Raw genomic sequence first — 23224 nt, 5'->3', positions numbered from 1 at the left:
AGCGAAAGGAGAGGACCGGTCCATGACACGCGTCCTGCTGATCGAGGACGATCCCGCCGTGCGTCGCGGCGTCGAACTGGGGCTGCGCCGCAGCGGCCACGAGACGGAGGCGGTGGCCACCGGCGAGGACGGCCTGGAGTCGCTCGCGCCGTTCGCGCCGGACATCGTGCTGCTCGACCTGATGCTGCCTGGCATGAGCGGGTTGGAGGTGTGCCGTCGGATCCGCGAGACCAGTCAACTGCCCATCGTGATCCTCTCCGCCCGGGACGATGACATCGACGTCGTGGTGGGATTGGAGGCCGGCGCCGACGACTACATCATCAAGCCCGCGAGCGGGGAGGTCATCGAGGCGCGGATGCGCTCGGTGCTGCGCCGCGTCGCCCCCGCGCAACCCGACGCGGACGCCCCCGGCCAACTCCTGGTCCACGGCGACCTGGAGATCAACGGCGTCTCGATGCGCGTGCACAAGCGCGGCCAGGAACTGACGCTCGCCCCGTCCGAACTGAAGCTGCTGCTCTTCCTCTCCGCGTCCCCCGGCCGTACGTACAGCCGCCAGCAACTCCTCGAACAGGTCTGGGAGCACAGCTACTACGCCGACGCGCGGCTCGTCGACGCCTGCGTGAAGCGGCTGCGCGCCAAGATCGAGGACGACCAGCGCAACCCGCGCTACGTCCAGACCGTGCGCGGCTTCGGCTACCGCTTCGGACCGCTGTGAGACGCCGCCGTGTGAGGTGCCGCCGCCTGCCGCAGGGCCTGCGCACCCGGCTCGTCGTCGCCTTCCTCCTGGTCTCCGCGCTCAGCGCGCTGTGCGCCGCCGCCCTCACCTTCCGCCAGGCACGGTCGGCCATCCTGGACCGCGCCCGGGACAGCGCCGTGCATGACTTGCGCGCCCAAGTGGGCTCGCTCGCACCCGACTTGCCGTACGCGCCCACCGCGACGGACCTGCGCGCCCTCGCACTCCAGGTCGACCGGGCCGGCGGCTCCCGCGGCTGGCGCACCGCGGCCGCCTACCGCGACGGCGCCCTCGTCTCCGCCGCGAGCACCGCCCCCGTCCTGCCCGAAGGTCTGCGCGCCAACGCCGCCTCGGCACGCACCGCCGTGGTCCAACGCTTTCACCGCGGCGGGGAACCCTGGTTGGCGGTGGCCCTGCCGGTCACCCGCGAGGGCCGACCGTCCGAACCTTCCGGACTGGTCGTCTACGCCTCCTTCTCCCTCGCCCATGAGGAACAGGACGTCGCCGCCCTGGTCTCCGCCGCGCGCGCCGGCGCGCTGCCCGTGGTCGTGTTGTCGATCATCCCGGCGCTGCTGGCGGCCCGCCGCGTCCTGCGTCCCGTACGGCAACTGCGCACGGCCGCCGAGAACATGTCCGAGGGCGCTCTCGACACCCGGATCCACGTCACGGGCAACGACGAACTAGCCGACCTCGGCCGCACGTTCAACACCATGGCCGCGACCCTCCAGGCCGACGCCACCACGCTGCGCGCCATGGAGACCCGGGCGCGCCGCTTCGCCTCGGACGTCTCCCACGAACTGCGCACACCGCTCGCCGCGATGACCGCCGTGACGGGGATCCTGGACAAGGACGCGGCTTCCGGACGACTGGATCCGGAGACCTCCGAGGCGTTGGAACTGGTGGCCGGCGAGACGAACAAGTTGGTCCGCATGGTCGAGGACCTCATGGAGATCTCCCGTTTCGACGCGGGCGCCGCCGTCCTGGACCTGGACGAGATCGACATCGGCGAACTCGCCCGCAAGACCCTCGCGTTGCGGCACTGGCAGGACCGGGTCTCCCTGGACGTACCGCCCGGGCTGCGCGCCCGGCTCGACCCCCGACGCGTCGACGTCATCCTCGCCAACCTCATCGGCAACGCCCTGCGGCACGGCGGCGCGTCCGTACCGGTCGACGTACGGGCCCGGGCCTCGGACGGCCGGCTGGTCCTCACCGTCACCGACGGCGGGCCAGGCATCCCGGAGGACGTCCTGCCGCACGTCTTCGACCGCTTCACGAAGGGGGACGCGGCCCGGACCCGCAGCGAGGGCAGCGGCCTCGGCCTCGCCATCGCGGCGGAGAACGCCCGCCTGCACGGTGGCACCCTCACCGCCGCCAACGCACCGGCCGGAGGTGCGGTGTTCACCCTCACCCTGCCCCAGGAGCCGGCATGATGCCGCGCGCGGTAACCGCGACGCTCCCGGCCCTCCTCGTCCTCTGCCTGGCGTCGTCCCTCACCGCGTGCGGCATCGACAACACCGGCCCCCTCGACGCCGGGGCTCCGGCCTCCGGGCTCCCCGCGCCGGGCGGCCATCCGGCCGCCGCCGTGCACGTCTACTTCTCCTCCCCCCTCGGCCTCGAACGCGTCTCCCGCCCCTACCGCGGCCCAGACACCCTCCAGGCCGCCATGGAGCGGCTCGTGGCGGGGCCCGACCCGGCCGAGCGCGGCCGCGGCCTGATCAGCTTCATCCCGCCAGGCACCCCCGCACCGACCGCTGTCACCCGAAAACCCAACCTGGCCGACGTCTACGTCCCGCCCCACTGGACGGCCAACCCCACCGCCCTCCGCCAACTCCTCTGCACCACCGCCGACGCCGTCGCCCTCTCCCACGGCACCAGGCCCCAGGAAGCCCGCATCAGACTCCACCGTCCCGAGGGCGGCGGAGTCAACACGGGGGCGTGCGCGAGTCCTTGAGCCCGAAGAGGTTCGTGACCGGTCCGCTCATGCGGCACGCCCACCACACCCGGCGTCGCCGGCGTGGTTCGGCGTGCGGGTCGCAGCGGCGGTCAGTTCACCGCCGCGACTGCGTTTGCCTGGTCGCGGAACTCCGCCAGCTTCACCTTCTGGGCCTGGAACATGGGGAGGAGCGCGGCCCGTTGCTCGGGGGAGAACTCGGGGAGCTTCCGGCCCATAAGCCGGCAGTCCCTGAGCCATTCGAGGAGTGCGGGGTCGGCGGTCCATCGCATGACCCGCTCCTGGACGTCGCCGAAGAACTGTATCCAGTCCAGGGCCGAGTTGGGGTGCTGCGCGGGCGGGCACTGGACGTTCTTGGTGGCGTCGTCGACGTCACTCGCCTCGACGTGGGCGACGAGTGCGGCGCTGAACACCTGCTGGCAGGGAACCACCGCCTGCAGCGTGATGCGCGGGCCGTCGAACACCGGCACCGTCGGCCGTCGCTCCAGGCCGTCGGCGGTGCAGTTGATGTAGAGGGTGCCGGCCTGCGCGGGGACGGTGGCCTGGTCGAGTTCGATCGCGTGCGCGTCGATGCGCTTGATCCTGCCGTGGCGGACGATGTTGTCGATGCGGCGTAGCTGATCGAGTTCGGCGCGGGCGACCGTCGCGCAGCGGAAGGCGGTCGGCTCGACGTCGGGTGACAGCCGCAGCAGCACGCCGCTGTCCTCAAGCCGTGCGAACAGTTCCTGGACCGTGTTGGCCTCGGCCACGGCGTTGAGGCGGGCCGCTTCCGTTTCGGCATCGTGCCTTCCGGGCTGCCAGTGGGCGCGGTCGAGCAGCCAGGAGTCGCGGGGCATGATCCAGGTGATGTCGGAGGGATCGGTACCGTGGCCGAGCAGCCACAGGCAGGCGTCGATGCCGGTCTTTCCCGCTCCGACGACGGTGTAGTGGGCGGGCTTGTCCTGTAGGGCGGGCAGTTGGTTGGGGGTGATCACGCGGACGTCGGGGGCGACCTCGTATCCGGGCGGCACCATGGCCGGCACCGTGACGTTCATGTAGGTGGCGTCCACGGTCCGTTGTTTGACGGTGACCTCGAAGCGGTCCCCGCTGACGATGGAGTGGAAGCGCTGGACATCGGGCCGCTGTGGATCCGGGCCGTCGTAGCACGACTTGGGGAAGTAGGAGACTCGTCCGCTGGGCAGCAGCGTCTTGTGCATCACCTGGTTGAAGTAGGCCAGGATCTCGCTGGCCGAGGCCAGCTCGTGCATACCGGCGTTCCAACCGTGCTGGTCCACCGTGCCACTGCCCAGTTCACGGGAGTTGACGCCGTAGAAGGCCGACGGCTGGTGCAGGCGCACGAAGGGGTAGGAGACCGTCCAGTGCCCGCCGGGCTGGTCGTAGCGGTCGACAATCGCCACCGTTGCGTTGGTTTCGGTGATGAGGGTGTCGGCGAAGGCCATGCCCATGGCCCCGGCCCCAACGATCAGGTAGTCGACCTCAAGAGCTGTCGGTTTCATGGGATGCCGTCCTTTGCGTGGTTGTTTTCGGAGGTTGGGGGTCGGCCGTGCTCAGCCCGACCCACGGTGACCGGTCGGGTTGAAGCCGGCCACCTGCTCTTCCTCGGCTGTCGTGAGGGCGCCCACCGGCATGTCCGTCAGTCCGGGGCGGGCGCGCAGACCGTCCAGGACGATCACCAGGTAGCGCCGCCACACCGCGCTGGAGACAGGCAGGGTGTGGTCGATCGCGCGGCTCAGCATCTGGAAGATGAGGGGCAGGTCGGTCGTCGCCAAGTCCGGACGCAGCAGGCCCGCGTCCTGCGCGCGGCGCATCACCGCGTCGGCTGCCGGAACGAACTTGCGGCGTGCCTGTGCCACCTCGGGACGGCCCCCGACCTCGGAGAAGACGACCTCTCGCAGTCCGCGATCGGCCGCCATCTGCTCCAACGTCATGGTCAGCAGTTCGACGAACCCCTCCCAGGCGTCGTCATGCGTCAGAGCCTGATCGGCACACTCCACCAAGGCGTCGACGCGGTCTTGGAACAGCTCGTTGATCAGCGCTTGCTTGTTGCCGAAGAGCCGGTAGGAGGTCGCAACCCCGACACCGGCGTGGCGAGCGATGTCGTCAAGGTTCACCCCCAGCCCTCGTTCGGCGAACACCTCGCGCGCGGCCCGGAGCACGCGCTGCCGGTTGGCCTCGGCATCACGCCTCAGGCGTCGTGGGCCACGGGGTGCGGGGGCTTCCGTTCCGTTCATGAGCCCACGGTATATCTGGAGTAGTCAACTCCAGATAAGCGCGTACCCCCAGGTCAGCGTCGCCTCTACTAGTCGGTCTCGGCTACCGCAGTACGAAGCCGGTGCCCAGGTCATCTGCGGGATCGAGTGCGAAGCGGTGCTCGCCGGTGCGGTATGCCGTTCCCGTGACCTGCGGGACGACGGCGGGGTGCCCGTCGGTGATCAACTGCCCGGCGATCCGCGCGTGGAAGCGGGTGCCGACGATCGAGTCGTGGACCAGGGTCTGCTCTGGCGTGAGGCGACCGGCGGCCGCGAGCACCGCGACGCGTGCGCAGGTACCGGAACCGCACGGGGACCGGTCGACCTGCCCGTCGGCGAAGACGGTGACGTTGCGCTGATGCGGGTTGCCGTTCTCGTCACAGCCGAGGTCGGCGTAGAGGATGGTGCCGTAGATGCCGCTGAGGCGGTCGTCGACGGGGTGCTGCGCGTGCTCAGTGCAGTCGAGCGCCCTCTTCACCTCGCGCCCGATCGCGATGAGGTCGGTGTAGTGGGCGGGCGTGACGGCCAATCCGACGCCGGCGACGTTCAGTTGGGCGTAGAGGGCACCGCCGTAGCCGATGTCGACGACGACATCTCCGCGGGAGGTGGCGACGGTGACGTGTTCGGCCAGCCGGTAGCTGGGGACGTTGAGGAAGTCGACGCCGGTGATGCGCTCGCCGGCGGAGCGCACGCGCAGGGTGACCCGCCCCGAGGGGACGTCGATGACGACGGTGGTGACGCCGGTGGGGTCGCGGGCGACCCGGCCGGTCTGCACGGCCCAGACCGCGAGCGCGATGGACCCGTGTCCGCACGCGGTCGAGAAACCGTCCTTGTGCCAGAACACCACCCCGAAGTGGGCTACTTCGTCGTCGGGTGGGGTGAGGAAACCGCCGTACATGTCTGCGTGTCCGCGCGGCTCGCAGCACAGCAACTTGCGCAGGTCGTCCACCTCGGGATGGTTGATGGCGAACATGCGACGCTCGGCGACCGTGGCGCCTTCGATGGCGACCGGCGGTTCGGGAACGATGCGGAAGGGTTCACCGGCGGTGTGGTAGTCGGTGGTGGAGACCTGAAGGATAGTCATGGCGCCCTCCCAAGGCTGCATACGGGGGGTGAGGGGTGAACCAACTGTGCAACTGCCGCAGACAATTGCATAGCTTTCCGGCCGCTCTTCCCGCCACGTCCCGGCGCACTTTGTCGTGAGGTACGGTGGCGGGGCATCGGTGGCTTCGTAGAGGAAGCGAAGAGGAAACGAAGCGGCCCCCGGCGGTGCTACGCGCACCAGTCCGAGGGCCTACGTCTCCAAGGAGTAGGAGCTCCCTGGGATGCTTGGGCAGGCTGTGTTCGCTACTGTCCGCGCCGTGATGCGACCGGCACGAGGCGGTACTGCTGCCGGGTGGCCGGGGAGGGTGCACGGACGAGCCGGTGGCCCGCTAACGGATGGGGCCGGGGCGTTTGCCGCACCGATCGCACTGCTCAAGTGCGCCGCGGGGACCGCAAGTTGAGGGTGTTCAGCGGGGCGGGTGGGTCCGTTGCGGTCGCGGCGTCGCCGCTTCCCTCGCGTAGCGCCGCAGCAGCCCGTCCTCGGTGGCGCGCTCGAAGTGGAAACCGCACTGGGCCAGCAGGCGGTCGGCCCGGTCCTGTGGGTAGGCGCGGAACTCGCAGCGCTGGTGGGCGACGACCTCGCCCGCCTTCCGGACGAAGTAGTCCTTCACGAACCGGTCGCCTTCGGGGCGGATCTCCTGGGCGTACACCAGGCCGCCGGGCAGGGGGCGTTGGTAGTTCCGGTGCGCTTGCTGGACGGCCAGGAGCAGCGGCCCGCCGGGGCGGATGGCTGCGCACACGTTCTTCAGTGCCCTGATGTCGTCGTCCTCTTTCAGCAGGTGGCTGCACAGCTCGCCGCCCTCTGGGGCCTGGGTCCCGTACCAGATGCCGCCCACGGAGAAGGCGGCGTCGAAGACCGGCGGCGCCGCCATTTCCACGATGTCCTGGCGGATCAGTTGCACGCGGTTTCCGAGCCGGGCCCGCGCCTGGGCGAGCATGCTCTCGGTGTGGTCGATCCCGGTGAGCCGCAGGTCGGCTCCGCTCAGTTCCAGCAGGCTTTCGCAGACCAGGCCGGTGCCGACGCCGAGTTCGAGAACGCGTTTGTGGTCGCCGAGTTCGGTGACGAGGGCGCGGGCGTAGGCGCCGTAGTCGTAGTAGCCCGAGGTCATGATGAGGTCGTAGTGCCGCGAGAGCGCGGCGTATGAGTTGGCCACGCACGGCACCGTAGTGAGGGCAACCAGCCACCATCAGGGCGTAATTGAGCCCCGGCCGGTGCGCCGTCGACCGTGGATCGAGGAGACGGTCTCGGCGTGGCACGCAGTGACGTGCGCAATGCGGTGCGCGCCACGCCGAGGTGTAGCGGGCGGGCTCACGGGCCCGGTGCTACGGAAATGGCCGGAAGGGTCAGTTCGACTGGTTGGCGGCAACTGGCCTGCGGGGCGCCTTCGTCGGGTCGCCCTCCCGCGCCGCCGTTCCCTGCGCGTGCGCCCCCGTCGTCACTCCGGTCGTCGCTCCGGTCGTCGCTCCGCTCGTCGCTTCGGCCTTCGCCTCGGCGGCGTACCTGTCGATGTACTCCTGCTCCGACAGTTTCATGATCGCGTACATGATCTGGTCCGTGACCGCCCGGAGCACCTCGCGGGACTCCTCCATCCCCGCGTACCGGGAGAAGTCCAGTGGCGTCCCGAAGCGGATCGTGAGCGGTGCCGGACGGGGCAACCGCCGCCCGGCCGGCTGTGCTTCGAACGTGCCGATCACCGCGCAGGGGATCACGGGCGCGCCTGATTCGAGCGCCATCATGGCCACTCCGACCTTGCCCTTGTACATCCGCCCGTCGTGCGAGCGCGTCCCCTCCGGGAAGATGCCGAGCAACTCGCCCGAGTGCAGCACCCGTAGGCCCGCCTCGACCCCGGCCTGTCCCGCTTCCTTGCCCGAGCGGTCCACCGGGATCTGCCCGCAGCCGCGGAAAAAGCCGCGGGTCAGTGCGCCTTTGAGGCCCCGACCGGTGAAGTACTCCTTCTTGCACAGGTAGGTGATCTTGCGCCGGGTCACCGTCACCGTCAGGAACTGATCACAGAACGACAGGTGGTTCCCCGCGATGACTGCCGGCCCTGTCTGTGGGATGTGTTCCATCCCCTCGACCCGCAGTCGGAAGAGCCAACGGAACAACGGCACCAACAGCACGGCCCTGACGAACGCGTAGAGCACCGCAGCGATTCCTCCCTCACTCCCCCGTGCCTGGCGAACCTTGTGCCGAGGCACGCTACTTGTTGGTAGGGATCACGGGGAGAGTGACAAATGAGCCACCCCTCGCCGCCAGGCACCGCTGCACGCGGGGAACGCGGCAGGGCGGGGACGCCGCCGGATGCGACGTCCCCGCCCTGTCCGTGTCCGTGACAGCCCCGCCTCGCAGCACCTACGAGGCGCCCACGAGATGCCTGTGACGTGCCCGCAAGGCGGTGCGGTGTCAGCGGACCTGCTTAGCGGCCTTGCTTAGCGGCCTTGCTTAGCGGGCCTGCTTCTTCGGCAGACCGAACTCGTGGTGCCGACCGTGGTGGTGCTTCGGGTGCGGCTTGCACGCGTCCTTCTTCGGCCGGGGACGACGGTGTTCGCGGAGGGCGAGCGGGTTCAGCTTGAGAAATGCCATGACTGGCTCCTTCTTTCTCGCGGCGCAGGATGCGCGCCGTGCTTTTCGTCGTTGCCGATTTCCAGCAACGAGAAGGACACTACAAGCCCTTGGCAAGGGAATTCGACCGCGATCGCCGCACACCCTGGCCGGTTCACAGAAAAGCGCGACAGCCACATCGCCCTCACCAGGAAATATATGAACAGGCTGTGTGCCGGAGCCGCGAACCTGTGAATCCAAAGAGGCGCGGATGGGCACGTGCACGGCCCTGACCTGCACCAATATGCCCACATCTCCCTCATGCGACCTTCACAGAAGGCCGTCGAGCACACCCACTCCATGAGACTGTGTGAAACTTCATGAGAATTGCATTAACCAGGGAACCGCATTTTCATGGGTTATCGTCGGTGCCCTTATGCGCGACAACACTCTCCTCATTCCCCTGGTTTCCGAGCCGCGCCAGAAAACCTCGGGGCGACGCTCGCGGGCCCGACTTTCCGCACATACCGCGTACCGTCGACTGTGGCCGTTGGCCCGTACCTGGCGTTGGCGTCTACTGCTCGTCCTGGCCGCCTCGCTCCTCGCCACCGCGTGTGAGGTGGGCACCATCCAGGTATTCGACTACCTCACCGACCACGTTCTGGTGACGGGCAACTTCGGCGGGGTCTGGGCGCCCGCCGGGGTGTGGTTGGCGCTCTCCGTGGTGGGCAGTCTCGGCACCTTCGTCGCGAGCTACACCCAGAGTTGGGTCGGCGAGCACTTCCTGCGCCGGGTGCGGGACCGACTCTTCCACCACGTCCAGCGGCTCTCCCCCGACTTCTTCGAAAATCGGCCGACGGGCGACCTGGTGGAACGACTGACCTCCGACGTGGACGAGTTGGAGCATCTGGTCGTGGGCACACCCGTCACCGTGCTCACCGCGGGCGCCAACATCGTCTTCTTCGCGGGCGCGGCCCTCTACATCCGTTGGGACCTGGCCCTGATCTGCTTCGCCGCCGCGCCGCTGTTCTGGCTGAGTACCAAGGCGTTCGCGGGGCGCATCCGGGTCGCCTCCCGCGCCGAGCGGGACAGCAACGGCGTGCTCACTTCCGTGTTGGCGGAGAGCATCGCCAACATGCCGTTGGTGCAGGCGTACAACCGCCAGCCGACCGAGAGCGCGAAGGTACACCGGGAAAGCGTCAACTGGATGCACAGCGTCATCCGGCAGTACCGACTCTCCTACGCCTACCAGCCGTTGGCCTCCCTGGTGGAGACGGTCTGCGTACTCGGCGTGGTGGCCGCCGGCGCCTGGGAGATCTCCGCCGGGCGGCTCAGCCTGGGCGGACTGCTGGCACTCGCCGCCTACCTCGGCTATCTCTACCCGCAGATCCAGTCACTGGGTTCGCTCCAGATGGCGCTCGCCTCCGGCACCTCGGCGGCGGAGCGGGTCTTCGAAGTCCTCGACGTCGCGCCCACGGTGCGCGACCGGCACGACCCGCACGCCCTGCTCAGCGCCAGGCACCGCACGGACATCACGCCCGCCCCGCCCGGCCCCCGCCCGCGCGGGGTGGTCTCCTTCGAACGGGTCGGCTTCCGCTACCCAGGCACTCGCCGACCCATCCTGGACACCCTCACCTTCACCGCCTGGCCCGGCCAACTCGTCCTGGTGGACGGCCCGAGCGGGGCGGGCAAGTCCACCTTCGCCAAGCTCCTGCTGCGCCTCTACGACCCGACCAGCGGGACCATCCGCCTGGACGGCCAGGACATCGCGGAGTTGCCACTGCCCGCCCTGCGTGACGCCGTCACCCTGGTCCCGCAGGAGACCCTCGTGTTCAGCGGCAGCATCCGGGAGAACATCGCCTACGGCCGTCCCGGCGCCACCGAGCAGGAGATCCAACGCGCCGCGGAGGACGCCGACCTGGGCGCTTTCATCGCCAGTCTCCCGGACGGCTACCACACCGAAGTCGGCGCGAACGGGCGGTTGCTCTCCGGCGGGCAACGTCAACGCCTGGCCATCGCCCGGGCCCTCGTCCGCGACGCCCCGGTACTGATCCTGGACGAGCCCACCACGGGACTTGACGATGCGTCGGCGCAACGGGTGCTCCAACCACTGCGGAGACTGGCCGCCGACCGGACCACCTTCCTGATCACCCACGACCGCCGACTGGCCGCCGAGGCCGACCTCGTCCTACCCGTCGCCCCCACCCATGCCCCCAACACCCCATAGCACGGCCAGCGGCCAGCCAGGCGCCCAGCCAGGCACTGCACGCGGGGGCCGCACGGCCGCCCCGCCCAGCTTCGTTGGGGGCTACTCGGACAGCGGGCGGTCATCGACGACGTTCTTCATGACGAGGGCTTCGAAGTTGAGACCGACTGCGGCCGGGTCAACACTGAGCCGCGCGGGGCTCGTAGCCGTTGCGGCACTGGGTCAGCCCCAGAGCTCCCGCAGGGCGGCGTTGACGGCGGCGGGCTCCTGGGTGTGCGGGTAGTACCCGGGCACCCGCAGCAGACGGCCCCCGAGGGAGTCCGTGAGGGACTCGGCCACGGCCATGAGGGGAGGCCCCACGTGCTCGCGGTACGCCGCCGGCGCGCGCTCCCAGGTTCCGCAGATCACCAGAACCGGCAGGGCGGCGCCCCGGATCGCCGCCAGCGGGATCTCCGCCTCCCAGATGGGCCGCTCCCCCATGGAGGTGGCAACGGCACGGAGCCGGCGCGACGTGGGCTCCGGCATCGCCATCCCCAACCCCTCGGTGGACGCGCGCAGATACTGCTCCGGCGTGATGCCGTCGGGGAGGCCCGGGACGCCGTCGCACACCCGGTCGAGGAGTTCGGCGACGCGTGGATGGTGCGCGGCGGCGGTGAAGGCGGAGGGCTGGATGAGGGCGAGGGAACGGACGAGGTCGGGCCGGCGCGCGGCGGCGATGAGCACGGCGACGGCGCCGTTCCCGTGCCCCACGAGGTGGGCGCCGTCGAGCCCCACAACGGAGGCCCCCGCGCCGAGAACCTCCACGACGTCCTCGGCGTCAACGTCGAAGTCGCTGCGCGCGGTGTCCGGGCTGTCGCCGTAACCCCGGCGATCCATCAGGAGCAGCCGCCGGCTGTCCGCGAGCGGCCGTTGCCCGGCAAATCCGTACGCGGAGTCGCTGCCCCAGGTGAAGATGTTGTGGATGAAGAGGGCGGGGGCGGCAGCGACCGCCGACGCTCTCGAAGCTGTCGGGGCCCGGCCTCCTCCGCCCCGGTCGCGGTCATCCCACACGGTCACGTGCACGGCTGTCATAGGCCATCCTCCCGAAGCCGAGGAACGTCAACTCCCTTGACAGTAAACCTAGATTCACGGCTGCTGCCCGTGGATGACGTTCGGGAAAATGCAGGAGTGCCTGGTGACCTGCGAAGGTCAAGTTGACCGGGGTAGGAGGATTCTGATGGGACGTCTGAAAGGGCCTTTCGAGAGGCTGTTGGAAACTGTTGGCTCCCGCGCCACGTCTGTACGTGTGAGGTCACGGACCGGCCACGCACGACGTGTGCAGAACGCAGCCGAGGAGGAGAGGAGGGGGCATGGGGCCCATAGCGGGGGCGGTATCCGTCATGGCATTCGGCTCGGTGTTCGGCGGCGCGGGCGCCGGGAGCCTGTACAAGAGGCGATCGCTACGCCGCAACGGGTCGCGGACGTCCGGCACCGTCATCCGGTTGGACCGGAACTCCAGCGGTGAGGGGACGTCCTACCATCCAGTCGTGCAGTACCGGACCGACGACGGCCAACTGGTGGAGACCAGGTCCTCGTTCGAGACAAGCCGGTCCGCAAGACTTCGCCCCGGTACGCCAGTCACGGTCTTCTACGATCCGGCCAAGCCTCAGCGAATGGCCACCGACGGCTACGCAGGCGGCAGCGTGCTCGCCTTCTGCGTCTTCGGAACCGTGACCTTCGTGGGCGGCGCGCTACTGCTGTGGTCGAAGGTGAGGTGACGGCGCCCAGGTCGGTCGATGAGTGGCCGCGCCTGTGGGGCCCGCCTCAACTGGCTTGATCATTAGTGGTGTTTGGTCGGGTTGATGTGAGTGCGGACATGTCGCGATGACTGGTGGGGTAGCGCCGGTCCAGGTGGTGGGGAGGGTCTGTAGTTCGCGGACGATCCGGTAGAGGGTCGGGCTGGCGCCGTTCCTTTGGGGGCTCGGGCCATGCGCTGGAGGGTGTAGAAGGCGTGGGCGGCGGAGGCGAGGGTGGTGTGGTGGCGCCGGCCTCGCCAGGTTCGGCCTTGAAGTGGGCCAGTCCCGGGGGTTGTTTCAGCTCGCGGTGGTCGTGCTCGATCCGCCGGCGGAACTTCGCGAGCCGCACGAGTGTGGCATCGGGGCAAGATCCACAACCAAATGTCTCTGAGAAATCCCTGGGCGTCCCGTAAGCCCCGAACGAGGCCGAAATCCACAGGTCAGGGCGGCAGTCGCCCGCATCGTCAGCCTGTACGAGGAGTACAAGGAACCGCTCTACGCCGCGCCGCCGTTGCTTCAGTGGATGGTGGACGCGGGGCGGTTGGGGCGCAAGAGCGGGTCGGGGTTCTACTCGTACTTGTCCGTCGTACTCGGGTCGTCGTGTCGGGCCGTCGCGCCGGTGTGTCGTGCTGGTGCGTCGTCAAATCTCTGTGGAACGGCGGGAGTTGGGGCGACTCGGCGCGTGTGGGTGCGCCGGTGCCGAGTAGTGTCGCCCCGGGGTGGAGAACGGCATCGCTGAAGGTGCGGGGCCGGGAGAGGGTTGACGCCGCGACGGGACCGATGGTGTCATCCCCTCTCGAAGGGGGCATCGGCCGGCGGGCCGGACAGCGCCAGGGGGATTCGGGGGAAGCCACCGCATCATGTCCCGGCGGTTCCGGGCGCTCGTTGCGGCATGCCCCACAGGGGGAACGAGAGGGCCGCCTTGACCACGTGGCACCGCACCGCCTTCGGAAGAACGCATATCCGTTGGCCGCACGGCAGACGTGCGGCCTCCGAGGCACGTGCACGGAGGGCATGAAGTGGCCGCTTCCCGGGGAGTCGCCCGGCACGTAGCGCCACTCCCGAACCGGCTCGGGGGACGAGAGCCCGGCACGGCGGAGGACGTCCTCGACCGGTATCTGGTCCGGGCCGCCGCCGTGGACATCGAGCTCGACCTTCCGCCGGGCAGCGACGCCACACTGGGCGCGCTGCTCATCGCGGAGCACGCGCTGGCGAACGGGCGCAGCGCCGTGTACCTGACGGACGACCCGGACCGTGCCCTCGCGCGCAGCGTGGAGTTAACCGGGCTGAGCGCGGCGGTGTTCCTCAACAACCGGCGCAACTCCCTGAGCGAGCTGGTGGCGTACTACAACGCGCAGTTGCTCGGCATCACGGACTTCCCCACGTACTTCAGCGCCGGCACCGCCCTGGAGCCGGCCGAGGTGGTGGTGTTCGACGGCCGGCACACGGACGGGGACGTCGTCGGCGGCCTGTTCACGCTCCGCCTGGACCGCCGGGTGCACCGGCGGGTCTACGACGGCCTGTGCGCGCTCGTTTTGGCGCTGGACCCCGGGCAGATCGGGATCGAGCGGATGTGGGCGGCCAGGGCGGACGCGGCGGTGCTGCCCGTCACGCTGCCGGGGCCGCTGTGGCGGGAGATCTCGGACCGCGCCGGGCGGCTGCTGACCGCGGAACTGTACAGCGAGGCTGCCCGGTTCGTCTGGCCCCGCGTGCAGCCCTGGCTGCACGACTGCCGGGTGACGATCGGTCCAGCGGGGATCGAGATCTGCCCGCCGTGCCAGCTGATCCGTACCCTGCCCGGCTACCGGCACGCCGGCCAGCGCGTCCACCTGGTCGAACGGCGCGCGGCACCACCCGCCGTGCGCGACGCGCCGGGCCCGGACACGGACACGGACCCGGAGTCCGGGCCGGCTGGCCAGCTGCCCGATCCGGATCGGCTCGAACTGTCGGCGAGCATTCGCAGTGCTATCGGGTTCCTGCGGGAGAACTACGCGGACAGCGACGTCACGCTGGGCCGGGTCGCGCGCACCGTGTACATGAGCCAGTGGCACTTCTCCCGCAGCTTCAAGGAGCAGACCGGCTGGCGGTTCATCGACTTCGTCACGGCGCTGCGACTGCGGGAGGCGCAGCGGATGCTGCGGGAGACCGGCACGTCGGTCACCGACATCGCCCGCCATGTGGGCTACCGCGAACTCAGCCACTTCCAACGGATGTTCAAGAAGCAGTTCGGCATGTCGGCCTCGGCATACCGGGCCGCGTACCAGGCGCGCCCCCGGCAGCCCGGCGCCCCGTCGGACGGCGGCCGGGCCCGCAGCCGTCCCCCGCCGCGGGTGCGGCGAGGGACGGGAGGGTCAGGGCCGGCAGCAGCCCTTGCGGCTCCACTCCGGCTGGTGCCAGTAGTGGCGCGGATCGTGGGCGGCGGACGGTGCCGCCGGCCGCACCGTCACGGCATCGGAGGGCCCGGCGGCGCGTACCGCGGACCGCCGGAACGGGGCGAGGATCTCGGACACGGAGCGGGCCACCCCGCCGACCATGACCGTGCGGACCGCGGCGGTGGCGGCGATGTCGGTCAGCGGGTCGCCCTCGACGGCGATCAGGTCGGCGATCCGGCCGGGCTCCACCGCGCCCAGCAGGTCCCCGTAGCCCAGCGCGCGGGCGGCGTTGCCGGTGGCGGTGCGCAGGGCCTGGTGTGGGGTGAAGCCGTACTTCACCAGTGCCCGCAGGTTCTGGTGGATGCTGATGCCGATGTCGTCCAGCGGGGCGTCCGTGCCGCACACCACCAGTCCGCCGGCCCGCTGCACCCGGAGCAGGGCGTCCACCATGCCCCTGGTCAGCCGGCGGTTGAGGTCGGTCTCCGGCCCGGGGTTCCGGGCGCCGTCGGCCTTCGCCACCAGACGCCGGTACTCCCAGTCGGGATACAGCACCCGGGTGCGCTCGTCGTCGATCAACGACCGGTCGCCGACGAAGAGTTCGGCGGCGAAGATGGTCGTGGAGGAGACCCACATCCCACTCGCCGCCAGCACCTCCACGGCGTCCTGCGCCATGTGGACGCCCGCGAAGCTCAGGGTGCGGGAGTAGCCCAGTCGGTGCCCGCCGCCGGGGTGTTCCATCCCGTCGAGACCGGTGTGGGCGGCCGGGTAGAGATAGTGCGAGGTGACCGGGACGCCCATGGCGTGGGCCCGGCGCACCACCCGCTGTTCGTGCCCGGGCGACAGCCGCATATAGGACTTGAGCAGGTCGTACTCCAGCCCCTCCGCGCGGTCCAGCTCCCGCTCCAACTGCTCCGCGGACATCGTGGTGCGCATGCAGTTGTACGACGCCCGGGTGCCGTCGAGCGCTTCCCCGGAGCCCAGGTACCGGGGGCCGACCCGGGTACCGGCCGCCATCGCCTCCCGGTTCTCGACCATCTGGTAGGCGGGGTCGCCGGGCGACCGGCTGGTGGTCACGCCGTAGGCGAGCCAGAGCCGGCCCTGGCGGTCGCCCCACTGCTTGCCGCGCATGTTCCAGTGGTTGTGCGTGTCGATCAGGCCGGGCAGCACGGTCAGGTGCGAGGCGTCCACCACGTGCGCGCCCCGCGCGCCGGCCGAGCGCGGGGTGACGGCCTCGATGCGTCCGTCCCGTACCACCACGTCCGTGGCGGGGCGCAGTTGCTCGGAGGTGCCGTCCCACAGGGCACCGGCCCGTACGACGACGGGCTCGCTGACCCGGGCCGGGCGGTAGGTGAGGTCGGCGGTGACGGTGCACGCGGTGCCCCCGTCGAGGCCGACCGTGCGCAGCAGCCCGTTGGACAGGTAGAGCAGGACGCGGCCGTCGCCGCTGAGCGACAGTGAGTCGGTGACCTCCGAGGTGAGCGCGACCAGCGGGCCGGTGAGGGTGCCGTCGGCGGCCACCGGGGCCCGCCACGCGAGGCTCTCCGCCCCAAAGACCAGGTGCTTGCCGTCCGGGGTCCACAGCGGACCGTCGCCACCGCGGGTGGCCAACGAGCGGTCCGGCGCGATCGGTTGGTAGCGCACCGCGCCGGTGGCCAGGTCCACGGTGAGCACCTGGTTGTGGCCGGTCTCGGTGCGCCGCGAGTAGGGCCGCAGCGCGGACAGCACGAGCTTGGTCCCGTCCGGCGACCAGGCCGGCCGGCCCGGCTGGTAGAGCGAGGGCAGCACCTGGCGGGTGGCGCCCTTGGCCACGTCCAGCACCCACAGGGCACCCGACTCGTCCTGGTAGGCGATCCGGGTGCCGTCGGGCGAGACCCGCGGCGTCAGCTGCCCGTTGGGCAGATCGGTGAGCCGCTCGGTGTGCCCGGACGCCAGGTCGAGCCGCCACAGGTGCGCGGTGCCCGCGCGGTCGCTGACGTAGACCAGCCAGCGGCCGTCCGGCGTGAAGTCCGGGTCCGCGTGGAAGTAGCCGTCGTCGAGGAGCTTGCGGGGGCGGCCGCCGACGGGCAACAGCCACAGGGCGTTGAGCGCGCGGAAGGCGATCTGTCGGCCGTCGCGGGAGAGCACCGGGTCCGCGATGCCCTTGGCCCGGCGCGGTGCGTCCGAGGTCAGGTCGCGGGGCGTGCGGCGGTACCGGCGGATGGCGAGCGGCAGTTCGGCGGTGAACGGGACGTCCTGGGACGGCCCGTTCACCGTGCCGCGGCGGATCCGGCCGCCGGCGGTGTGGACGAACGTGGTCGCGGAGGTCCACGACACCGGCAGCGGCGGCAGGTCCTCGCCGGCGACCACGGTGCGGTCGGCCACCTTCAGCACGGTCTCGCCGCCGTCCGCCTGGACGTAGCTGACCGCTCCGCCGTCGGGGAGGTAGACGGGCGAGTAGAGCTGCGCCTCGCCCGGTGCGGCGGCGAGCCGGGTGCGCCGCATCGAGCCCAGGTCCACCGCCTCGATGACGGTGCCGCCGACCACGTAGGCGAGCCGGGTGCCGTCGGGCGACCAGGCCGGGGCCGCGTGCACGGTGTCGGCTTCGGTGACCGCCCGCAGCGCGCCGTCGGCCACGTCCAGTACCCAGATCCGGCTGCGGTTGCCGCGGTCGGAGGCGAAGGCGATCCGCCGTCCGTCCGGGGACCACCGCGGCTCCAGGTCGTAGCCGGCGCCGCTGGTGTGCTGCCGCAGGTCGGTGCCGTCCGGCCGCAGCGACCAGACCTGGTAGACGCCGTCCCGGAAGGACTGGAAGACGATCCGGGTGCCGTCCGGCGACCAGTGGGGCCGGGTGGCGTCGTGGTTCAACGGCGTGATCCGCCGGGCCCGGCCGCCGGTGGCGGGCAGCACCCAGATGCCGCCCGCCACGTCCACCGCCAGCCGGCGGCCGTCGGGGGCGGCGGCGACGCCGAGGTTGGCGTTCTCCCTTATGGTGATGGACCGTTCACCGTCTGCGCCGTGCTCACCGTGGTCACCGACGGCCCGGCCGGCCGGCGTGGCCGCTGCCGTCGGGACGCCGGGCGCCAGCCCCAGCAGCCCGGCGGCGGCGAGGAGGCCACCGCCCTCCTGCAGGACGCGGCGGCGTGACCTGCCCCGTGGCGGCTCCTGTTCCATGCGTGCTCCTCGTCACTTTCTGCGGGCGGTCGTGTAGCGGGGCGAGCCCCCGTGGTCCACGCCGAAGTCGATCTCGGTGAAGACGCCCTGCGCGCGCAGTAGCGTCATCACGGGCTCGGCCTGGTCGTCGTCGTGCTCGATGGCGACGCCCCCGCCGGGGCGCAGCAGTCGGGTGGCCGCGGTGACCACCGCGCGGATGACCACCAGCCCGTCCGTCCCCGAGAACAGCGCCGGCCAGGGCTGGTGCTGCTGCCACTCGGGGGGCAGTTCACGGCCCTCGACGACGAAGGGCGGATTGGCCAGGAGCAGATCGACCGAGCCGTCGAGGTCGCGGAGCAACGCCGGGTCGGTGACGTCGGCGGTGTGCAGGTGGATCGGGGTGTCGCCCTGCTCGGCCTGCCGGTCGGCGTTGCGGCGGGCCCACTCCAGCGCCGTCGGGTCGAGTTCCACCGCGTGCACCGCCGCCTCCGGCCGGGCGTGCGCGACGGCGAGCGCGATCGCCGCCGAACCGGTGCACAGATCGACGGCCAGCGGTTTTGCCACGTCCCGCAGCACCTCCAGGCCCCAGGCGAGCAGCGGCTCGGTGTGCCTGCGGGGGATGAAGACCCCTGGCCCGACGGCGACTTCGATGCCGCCGAGGGTCGCGCGTCCGGTGAGGTACTCCACCGGCTCGTGGGCCGCCCGGCGGGCGAGGAGTTCCCCGAGCCGCGCGAACACCGCGTCGTCGACCGGCAGGTCGTCCGGCAGCGGCACGCCGGCCCGTTGCCGTACGGCGTGGGCGAGGAGTTTCTCGGCGTCCTCGCGCGGTGCCCACATCCCGGCGGCGGCGAGCGTCCGCGTCGCGTCGTCCAGGACGGTGGCGAGGGTGCGTGCCCGGGTGCTCATCCGGTCACCATCCCTTCGAGGATCTTCGCGGCGGTTTCCAGGTGTTCGGGCTCGTGGAGGGAGGAGAGGGCGAAGCGGACGAGCCCGGTGCCCCTGGCGACGGTGGGGAAGAAGGCGGGCAGGATCAGCACGCCGGCCTCCTTCAGCGCGGCCGCCGTGCGGAACGCCGCCTCCTCGGTCGGGAACGCGGCCCCGCGGACCGGGGAGCGCAGGCCCGCGTTGACCAGCCGCCCGCCGGTCAGGGCGTCGAAGGCGTCGGCGTTGCGCCACAGCCGCTCCTGGAGCGCGGCGACCTCGCCGTCCAGGTGCAGCCGCGCCGAGGCCACGTTCGCTGCCAGCAGCGGCAGCATGAGGGAGTGGCCGAACACCAGCGGGTTGGCGAACTTCCGCAGTACCCGCACGTCCGCCTCGTCGGGCACCAGCGCGAACCCGCCGGAGCCGCCGAACGCCTTGGACATCGAGCCGGCGATCACCACGTGCGGCGGAAGCTGGTCGCCGAAGGCGTCGAAGGCGTAACCGGCGCCGTACCGGCCCGCGATGGAGATCCCGTGCGCGTCGTCGATGTAGAGGTGTCCGCCGTAGGGTTCCAGCGCGGCCCGCACACCGGTCACGTCGATCAGGCCGCCCATCGAACCGACGCCGTCGATCAGCACGACGGGGGTCCGGCCGTCCTGCGTGCTCTCGCGCAGGGCCGTCTCCAGGGAGCCGGGGGTCTCGACGTCGAAGCGTCGGGTCGGCCCGATCTGGCCCAGTACGCCGCGCAGCACCTGCATCGAGGAGTGCGCGGTGCGGTCCAGGAGGAACACCACCCCGGCGGGCGCGACCGGGTAGCTGGGCAGCGCGCCGGCGCCCAGCAGCGGCAGCAGCCCCAGGTGGACGGTGCCCACGGAGGTGAAGGCGACCGCCCGGTTGCCGCGGTAGATGGTGGCGAGCAGTTCCTCCAACTCGCCGAGGTAGTGCGGACGCATCCGGTTGCGCGAGGTGGACAGGTGCACACCGAAACGACGCAGCGCCTCCTCGGCGGCACCGACCAGCGCCGGGTGCTCCTCCAGCCCGAGGTAGGAGCAGGAGACGAACTCCAGCGCCTCGCTGCCGTCCTCCAGGGTGACCCGCTTACCCCGGTGGCCGGTGACCACGTGGCCGGTCAGTCCCTCGTCGAAGGCGCGGTCCAGTGCGTCGGAGGTCCGGCTGATGCGGGAGTCGACCCAGTTGGCGGGGCGGGTGGACGTGGGTGGCTCGGTCATGTCGCCTCGTTTCGGGAGCGGTTGGGGAGTCCGGCGAACAGCCGGACGCAGATCTCGGCGTGCGGCGTCAGCTCGTCGCCCAGCACGTCCCGGACGGCGTCGAGCGCGGTGCCGAACCCGGCCTCGTCGTCGCGGTCGACGAGGTCGGCGAGCCGCCGGAGGCCCGCGGCCAGTGCGGCGCGGGCGTCGGCACCGTGTGGATGGGCGGCCTGCACGTCCCAGTACACCTCCGGCGAGCCGGCGGCGATCCTGGCCAGCAGCGCCAGCAGGGTGGTGTGCGGGGGCGGCGCGAGGGCCGCCAGTTCCCGGGCTCCGACGCCGAGTTCGGCGAGCCCGAGGCCGAACCCGAGTACGGTCGCGTGGGTGAGCACCTGGGCCGCGGCGGTGAGCCGGTCGTGCTCCTCGGCGGTGACCCGTACCGCCCGGCCACCCCACTCCCCCAGCAGACGCAGCAGTTCCGCGGCCGCCTCGCCGTCGTGGACGACGACGGCGGCGACCGGGTTGCCTGCCATGCCCAGCGAGGGGGCGAACATCGGGTTGAGGCTCACCGCCTCGACGCCGCCGAGGGCGCTCAGCGCGGCGACCACCTGCCGCTTGACCGAGAGCGTGTCCACGACCAGGGCACCGGTGCGCAGGTGCGGTGTGAGCCGGGGCAGTGCGGCCAGCGCCGCGCGTTCGGGCAGTGCCAGCAGCACCAGGTCTGCGCGGCGCACCTCCGCCACCAGGGCCGGCCCCGGGGCTGCGGCGTCATCGGTCATCTCGCCGCCCGCGGGGTCGGCCACCCGCACCTGGGCGCCCGAGGCCGTCAGGAGCCGGACGAACATGCCGCCCACCGCCCCCGCGCCGCCGATCACCAGGCACCGTTGCAGCAGCCGGACTTCGGTCGTGCTCACGATCCTCCCTCACCGGCGGGCCGACGGGCCGCCGCTACGGCGGTCAGCCCGGCCCGCGACTTGACCACGGTCTCCTCGTACTCCTCGGCGGGGTCGGAGAGCGCCACGATCGCGCCGCCCACCCCGAGGCTCAGGTGTCCGCCCGCGGCGACCAGCGTCCGGATGACGATGCTCAGATCGGCGGCCCCGGAGAGCGCGAACCAGCCGAGCGCCCCTGAGTAGACGCCACGGGGGCCCTCCTCCAGCTGGTCGATGATCTCCATGGTGCGGACCTTCGGCGCCCCGGTCATCGAGCCACCGGGGAAGGCCGCGCGGACGCAGCCGACCGCGCTCTCCCCGGGGCGCAGGGTGCCGCGGATCGTGGAGACCAACTGGTGGACCGGCGCGTAGCTCTCCACGTCGAAGAGGACCGGGACGTGCACCGAGCCGATCTCGCACACCACGTTCAGGTCGTTGCGCACCAGGTCCACGATCATCAGGTTCTCGGCGCGGTCCTTCTCGTTGGTCGCCAGGTCCCGCCGCAGCCGCTCGTCCTCCTCCGGTGAACGGCCGCGCGGGCGGGTCCCCTTGATGGGCTTGGACTCCACGGTCCCCGCGGCGCTCACGCTGAGGAACCGTTCCGGGGAGGCGCTGAGCACTGCGACGTCGTCGAAGCCCAGGTAGGCGCCGAAGGGCACCGGGCTGATCCGGCGCAGCCGGGTGTAGGTGCGCAGCGGGTCGATCTCCTCCTCCACCGTGACGGTGTTGGTCAGGCAGATCTCGTACGACTCGCCGGCGCGGATCTCGTCCAGGCACTTGGCGATGCGCTTGAGGTAGCCGTCCCGGTCGTGCCGGGCGTGGGCACTGGTCAGTCGCCGCAGGTCGGTCGCCCCGGTGCCGGTCAGCGGCCCGGCGTCGGCGTCCGTCGGCGCCGGGCCGTCGAGCGAGCGCAGCCGGCGCTCGGTGGCGTCCAGCCAGTCCAGCGCGGGCGCGGGGTCGTCGGCGGTGCTCAGTGCCAGCAGGTGGCAGCGGCCGCATTCGTGGTCGATGACCAGGGCGCGGTCGGCGAACAGCAGGGCCGCGTCGGGGGTTTCGGCCCGGTGTACGCGGGCACCGGAGGTCTCGGCCTTCAGCTCGTAGCCGAGGTAGCCGACGTAGCCGAGGTTGAATCCGAAGGGCAGGCCCTCGGGCACCGGCAGCGCCCGGCGGGCTAGTTGGTCGGCGAGGTAGTCGAAGAAGCCCCGGCGGACGTGCTCCACGATGCCGCCTGCGCGGCGGACCGTCACGGTCGTGGTCGTGACGTCGTAGCTGACGTACTCCGCGAGCGGTCCGCGGTCGTCGCCCATGACGGAGAAGCGTGCGCGCCGGGAGTCGGTCTCGCTGCTGTCCAGCCAGAAGGAGCGGGCGGAGCCGGCGAACAGCTCCCGGTGGGCGGTCTCGGCGTCCGGCTCGTGGGGGACGTTCCGGACGTGCAGCCGCAGGGACGCGTCCGCCGGCGGCGCGGCGGCGGGCGGCGCGGCGGGCGCGGGCGGGGCCGTCGGAGCCCCGGCGGAGGTGCCGAGCACGAGGTCGCGGAAGTTGCCGAGCAACTGCCGGCCGTGTTCGCTGGCGATCGACTCGGGGTGGAACTGCACTCCCCACAGCGGCGCCCGCCGGTGCCGGTGGCCCATCAGCAGGCCGTCCGCGGTCCAGGCGACGCGCTCCAGGTCGTCGGGGAGTTCGGTGACGACGAGCGAGTGGTAGCGCACCGCGGAGAACGGCGAGGGCAGCCCCGCGAAGAGGTCCTCGCCGGTGTGGTGGACGAGGGAGCTGCGTCCGTGCACCGGCTCCGGGGCGAGGCCGACCGTGCCGCCGAAGAGCTGGGCGATCCCCTGGTGCCCCAGGCACACCCCCAGGACGGGCAGTCCGCTCTCCTTGACGGCTCGCGCGCTGATGCCGAAGTCGCGGGCGCGCGCGGGGTTGCCGGGGCCGGGCGAGACGACGATGCCGTCGAAGCGTTCGGTCAGCCGGTCCGGCAGTTCGGCGTCGTTCCTGACCACCACGGGCGCGCGACCGGTCACCTCGCCGAGCAGTTGGAAGAGGTTGTAGGTGAACGAGTCGTAGTTGTCTATGAGCAAAGTCCGCATGGCACGGCAACCCTC

Annotated in this window: 17 protein-coding genes and 3 pseudogenes; 7 read left to right on the top strand and 13 right to left on the bottom strand. The window is 71.3% G+C overall.

The genetic code is table 11. From position 1 onward, the window contains the following. Positions 1–22 precede the first annotated feature (22 nt). From PV796_RS37295 to PV796_RS37285, 3 genes are read left to right on the top strand one after another with little or no spacing between them, the layout of a single operon-like run. Entirely contained in the window at positions 23–715 is a 693-nt protein-coding gene (locus PV796_RS37295; protein ID WP_274918179.1) for a response regulator transcription factor, read from the top strand. 11 nt (positions 716–726) lie between these two features. Further along, on the top strand, positions 727–2163 hold the full coding sequence (locus PV796_RS37290; RefSeq protein ID WP_274918178.1) for a sensor histidine kinase: 1437 nt from the start codon (positions 727–729) through the stop codon (positions 2161–2163). Next, a complete protein-coding gene (locus PV796_RS37285; protein WP_274918177.1) occupies positions 2163–2684 on the top strand; it encodes a GerMN domain-containing protein in 522 nt (173 codons plus the stop codon). Before PV796_RS37290 ends, PV796_RS37285 begins: the two co-directional genes overlap by 1 nt. Before the next feature lie 92 nt (positions 2685–2776). Here the strand turns inward: PV796_RS37285 and PV796_RS37280 are convergent, their stop codons facing one another. From PV796_RS37280 to PV796_RS37255, 6 genes are all read right to left on the bottom strand, one after another. Next, on the bottom strand, positions 2777–4180 hold the full coding sequence (locus PV796_RS37280; RefSeq protein WP_274918176.1) for an NAD(P)-binding protein: 1404 nt from the start codon (positions 4178–4180) through the stop codon (positions 2777–2779). A 51-nt stretch (positions 4181–4231) separates the two neighbouring features. Then, entirely contained in the window at positions 4232–4840 is a 609-nt protein-coding gene (locus tag PV796_RS37275) for a TetR/AcrR family transcriptional regulator (protein ID WP_274918175.1), read from the bottom strand. Between the two features lie 157 nt (positions 4841–4997). Continuing rightward, the gene (locus tag PV796_RS37270) at positions 4998–6017 is read right to left on the bottom strand and encodes a proline racemase family protein (RefSeq protein ID WP_274918174.1); all 1020 of its coding nucleotides are present in this window, start codon (positions 6015–6017) and stop codon (positions 4998–5000) included. A 427-nt stretch (positions 6018–6444) separates the two neighbouring features. Beyond that, positions 6445–7191: a class I SAM-dependent methyltransferase gene (locus PV796_RS37265; protein ID WP_274918173.1), complete on the bottom strand. Its 747-nt coding sequence runs from the start codon at positions 7189–7191 to the stop codon at positions 6445–6447. Between the two features lie 190 nt (positions 7192–7381). Next, positions 7382–8182 (bottom strand): lysophospholipid acyltransferase family protein, encoded by an 801-nt coding sequence (locus PV796_RS37260; RefSeq protein ID WP_274918172.1) that lies wholly within the window; start codon positions 8180–8182, stop codon positions 7382–7384. A 298-nt stretch (positions 8183–8480) separates the two neighbouring features. Continuing rightward, on the bottom strand, positions 8481–8621 hold the full coding sequence (locus tag PV796_RS37255) for a hypothetical protein (RefSeq protein ID WP_274918171.1): 141 nt from the start codon (positions 8619–8621) through the stop codon (positions 8481–8483). Between the two features lie 508 nt (positions 8622–9129). On the opposite strand from PV796_RS37255, the gene PV796_RS37250 reads away from it, so the two are divergent. Continuing rightward, positions 9130–10806: an ABC transporter ATP-binding protein gene (locus tag PV796_RS37250; RefSeq protein ID WP_274918170.1), complete on the top strand. Its 1677-nt coding sequence runs from the start codon at positions 9130–9132 to the stop codon at positions 10804–10806. Positions 10807–11007: 201 nt separating this feature from the next. Here the strand turns inward: PV796_RS37250 and PV796_RS37245 are convergent, their stop codons facing one another. Then, the gene (locus tag PV796_RS37245) at positions 11008–11856 is read right to left on the bottom strand and encodes an alpha/beta fold hydrolase (protein ID WP_274918169.1); all 849 of its coding nucleotides are present in this window, start codon (positions 11854–11856) and stop codon (positions 11008–11010) included. 278 nt (positions 11857–12134) lie between these two features. Here PV796_RS37245 and PV796_RS37240 point away from each other — a divergent pair, with 278 nt between their 5' ends. Beyond that, complete coding sequence (locus PV796_RS37240; RefSeq protein WP_274918168.1) at positions 12135–12542, top strand: DUF3592 domain-containing protein; 408 nt, start codon at positions 12135–12137, stop codon at positions 12540–12542. A gap of 179 nt (positions 12543–12721) precedes the next feature. On the opposite strand, the pseudogene PV796_RS37235 reads toward PV796_RS37240, so the two are convergent. Continuing rightward, positions 12722–12924 (bottom strand): annotated as a pseudogene (locus PV796_RS37235) (IS701 family transposase); the annotation flags it as partial. 102 nt (positions 12925–13026) lie between these two features. Here PV796_RS37235 and PV796_RS37230 point away from each other — a divergent pair. Both PV796_RS37230 and PV796_RS42500 read left to right on the top strand, forming a co-directional pair. Beyond that, positions 13027–13137, top strand: a pseudogene (locus tag PV796_RS37230) (3-hydroxyacyl-CoA dehydrogenase family protein); the annotation flags it as partial. Between the two features lie 994 nt (positions 13138–14131). Next, a pseudogene (locus tag PV796_RS42500) lies at positions 14132–14764 on the top strand (helix-turn-helix transcriptional regulator); the annotation flags it as partial. 147 nt (positions 14765–14911) lie between these two features. On the opposite strand, the gene PV796_RS37220 reads toward PV796_RS42500, so the two are convergent. Genes PV796_RS37220 through pabB form a run of 5 tightly spaced genes read right to left on the bottom strand, consistent with a single transcriptional unit; the run spans position 14912 to position 23209 of the window. Continuing rightward, the gene (locus PV796_RS37220; protein WP_274918166.1) at positions 14912–18082 is read right to left on the bottom strand and encodes an amidohydrolase family protein; all 3171 of its coding nucleotides are present in this window, start codon (positions 18080–18082) and stop codon (positions 14912–14914) included. Positions 18083–18094: 12 nt separating this feature from the next. Beyond that, positions 18095–18967, bottom strand: coding sequence for a N5-glutamine methyltransferase family protein (locus tag PV796_RS37215; protein WP_274918165.1), 873 nt, complete (start codon positions 18965–18967; stop codon positions 18095–18097). Then, on the bottom strand, positions 18964–20211 hold the full coding sequence (locus PV796_RS37210) for an aminotransferase class I/II-fold pyridoxal phosphate-dependent enzyme (RefSeq protein ID WP_274918164.1): 1248 nt from the start codon (positions 20209–20211) through the stop codon (positions 18964–18966). Before PV796_RS37210 ends, PV796_RS37215 begins: the two co-directional genes overlap by 4 nt. Further along, the gene (locus PV796_RS37205; protein WP_274918163.1) at positions 20208–21104 is read right to left on the bottom strand and encodes a prephenate dehydrogenase/arogenate dehydrogenase family protein; all 897 of its coding nucleotides are present in this window, start codon (positions 21102–21104) and stop codon (positions 20208–20210) included. Before PV796_RS37205 ends, PV796_RS37210 begins: the two co-directional genes overlap by 4 nt. Continuing rightward, on the bottom strand, positions 21101–23209 hold the full coding sequence (gene pabB, locus PV796_RS37200; protein WP_274918162.1) for an aminodeoxychorismate synthase component I: 2109 nt from the start codon (positions 23207–23209) through the stop codon (positions 21101–21103). Before pabB ends, PV796_RS37205 begins: the two co-directional genes overlap by 4 nt. Between the last annotated feature and the right edge of the window lie 15 nt (positions 23210–23224).

Origin of the sequence: Streptomyces sp. WZ-12 (assembly GCF_028898845.1) — a bacterium.
Taxonomy (GTDB): Bacteria; Actinomycetota; Actinomycetes; order Streptomycetales; family Streptomycetaceae; genus Streptomyces.
Note: the sequence above shows the minus strand (reverse complement) of the source record. Positions and strands in the feature narration are given on the sequence as shown.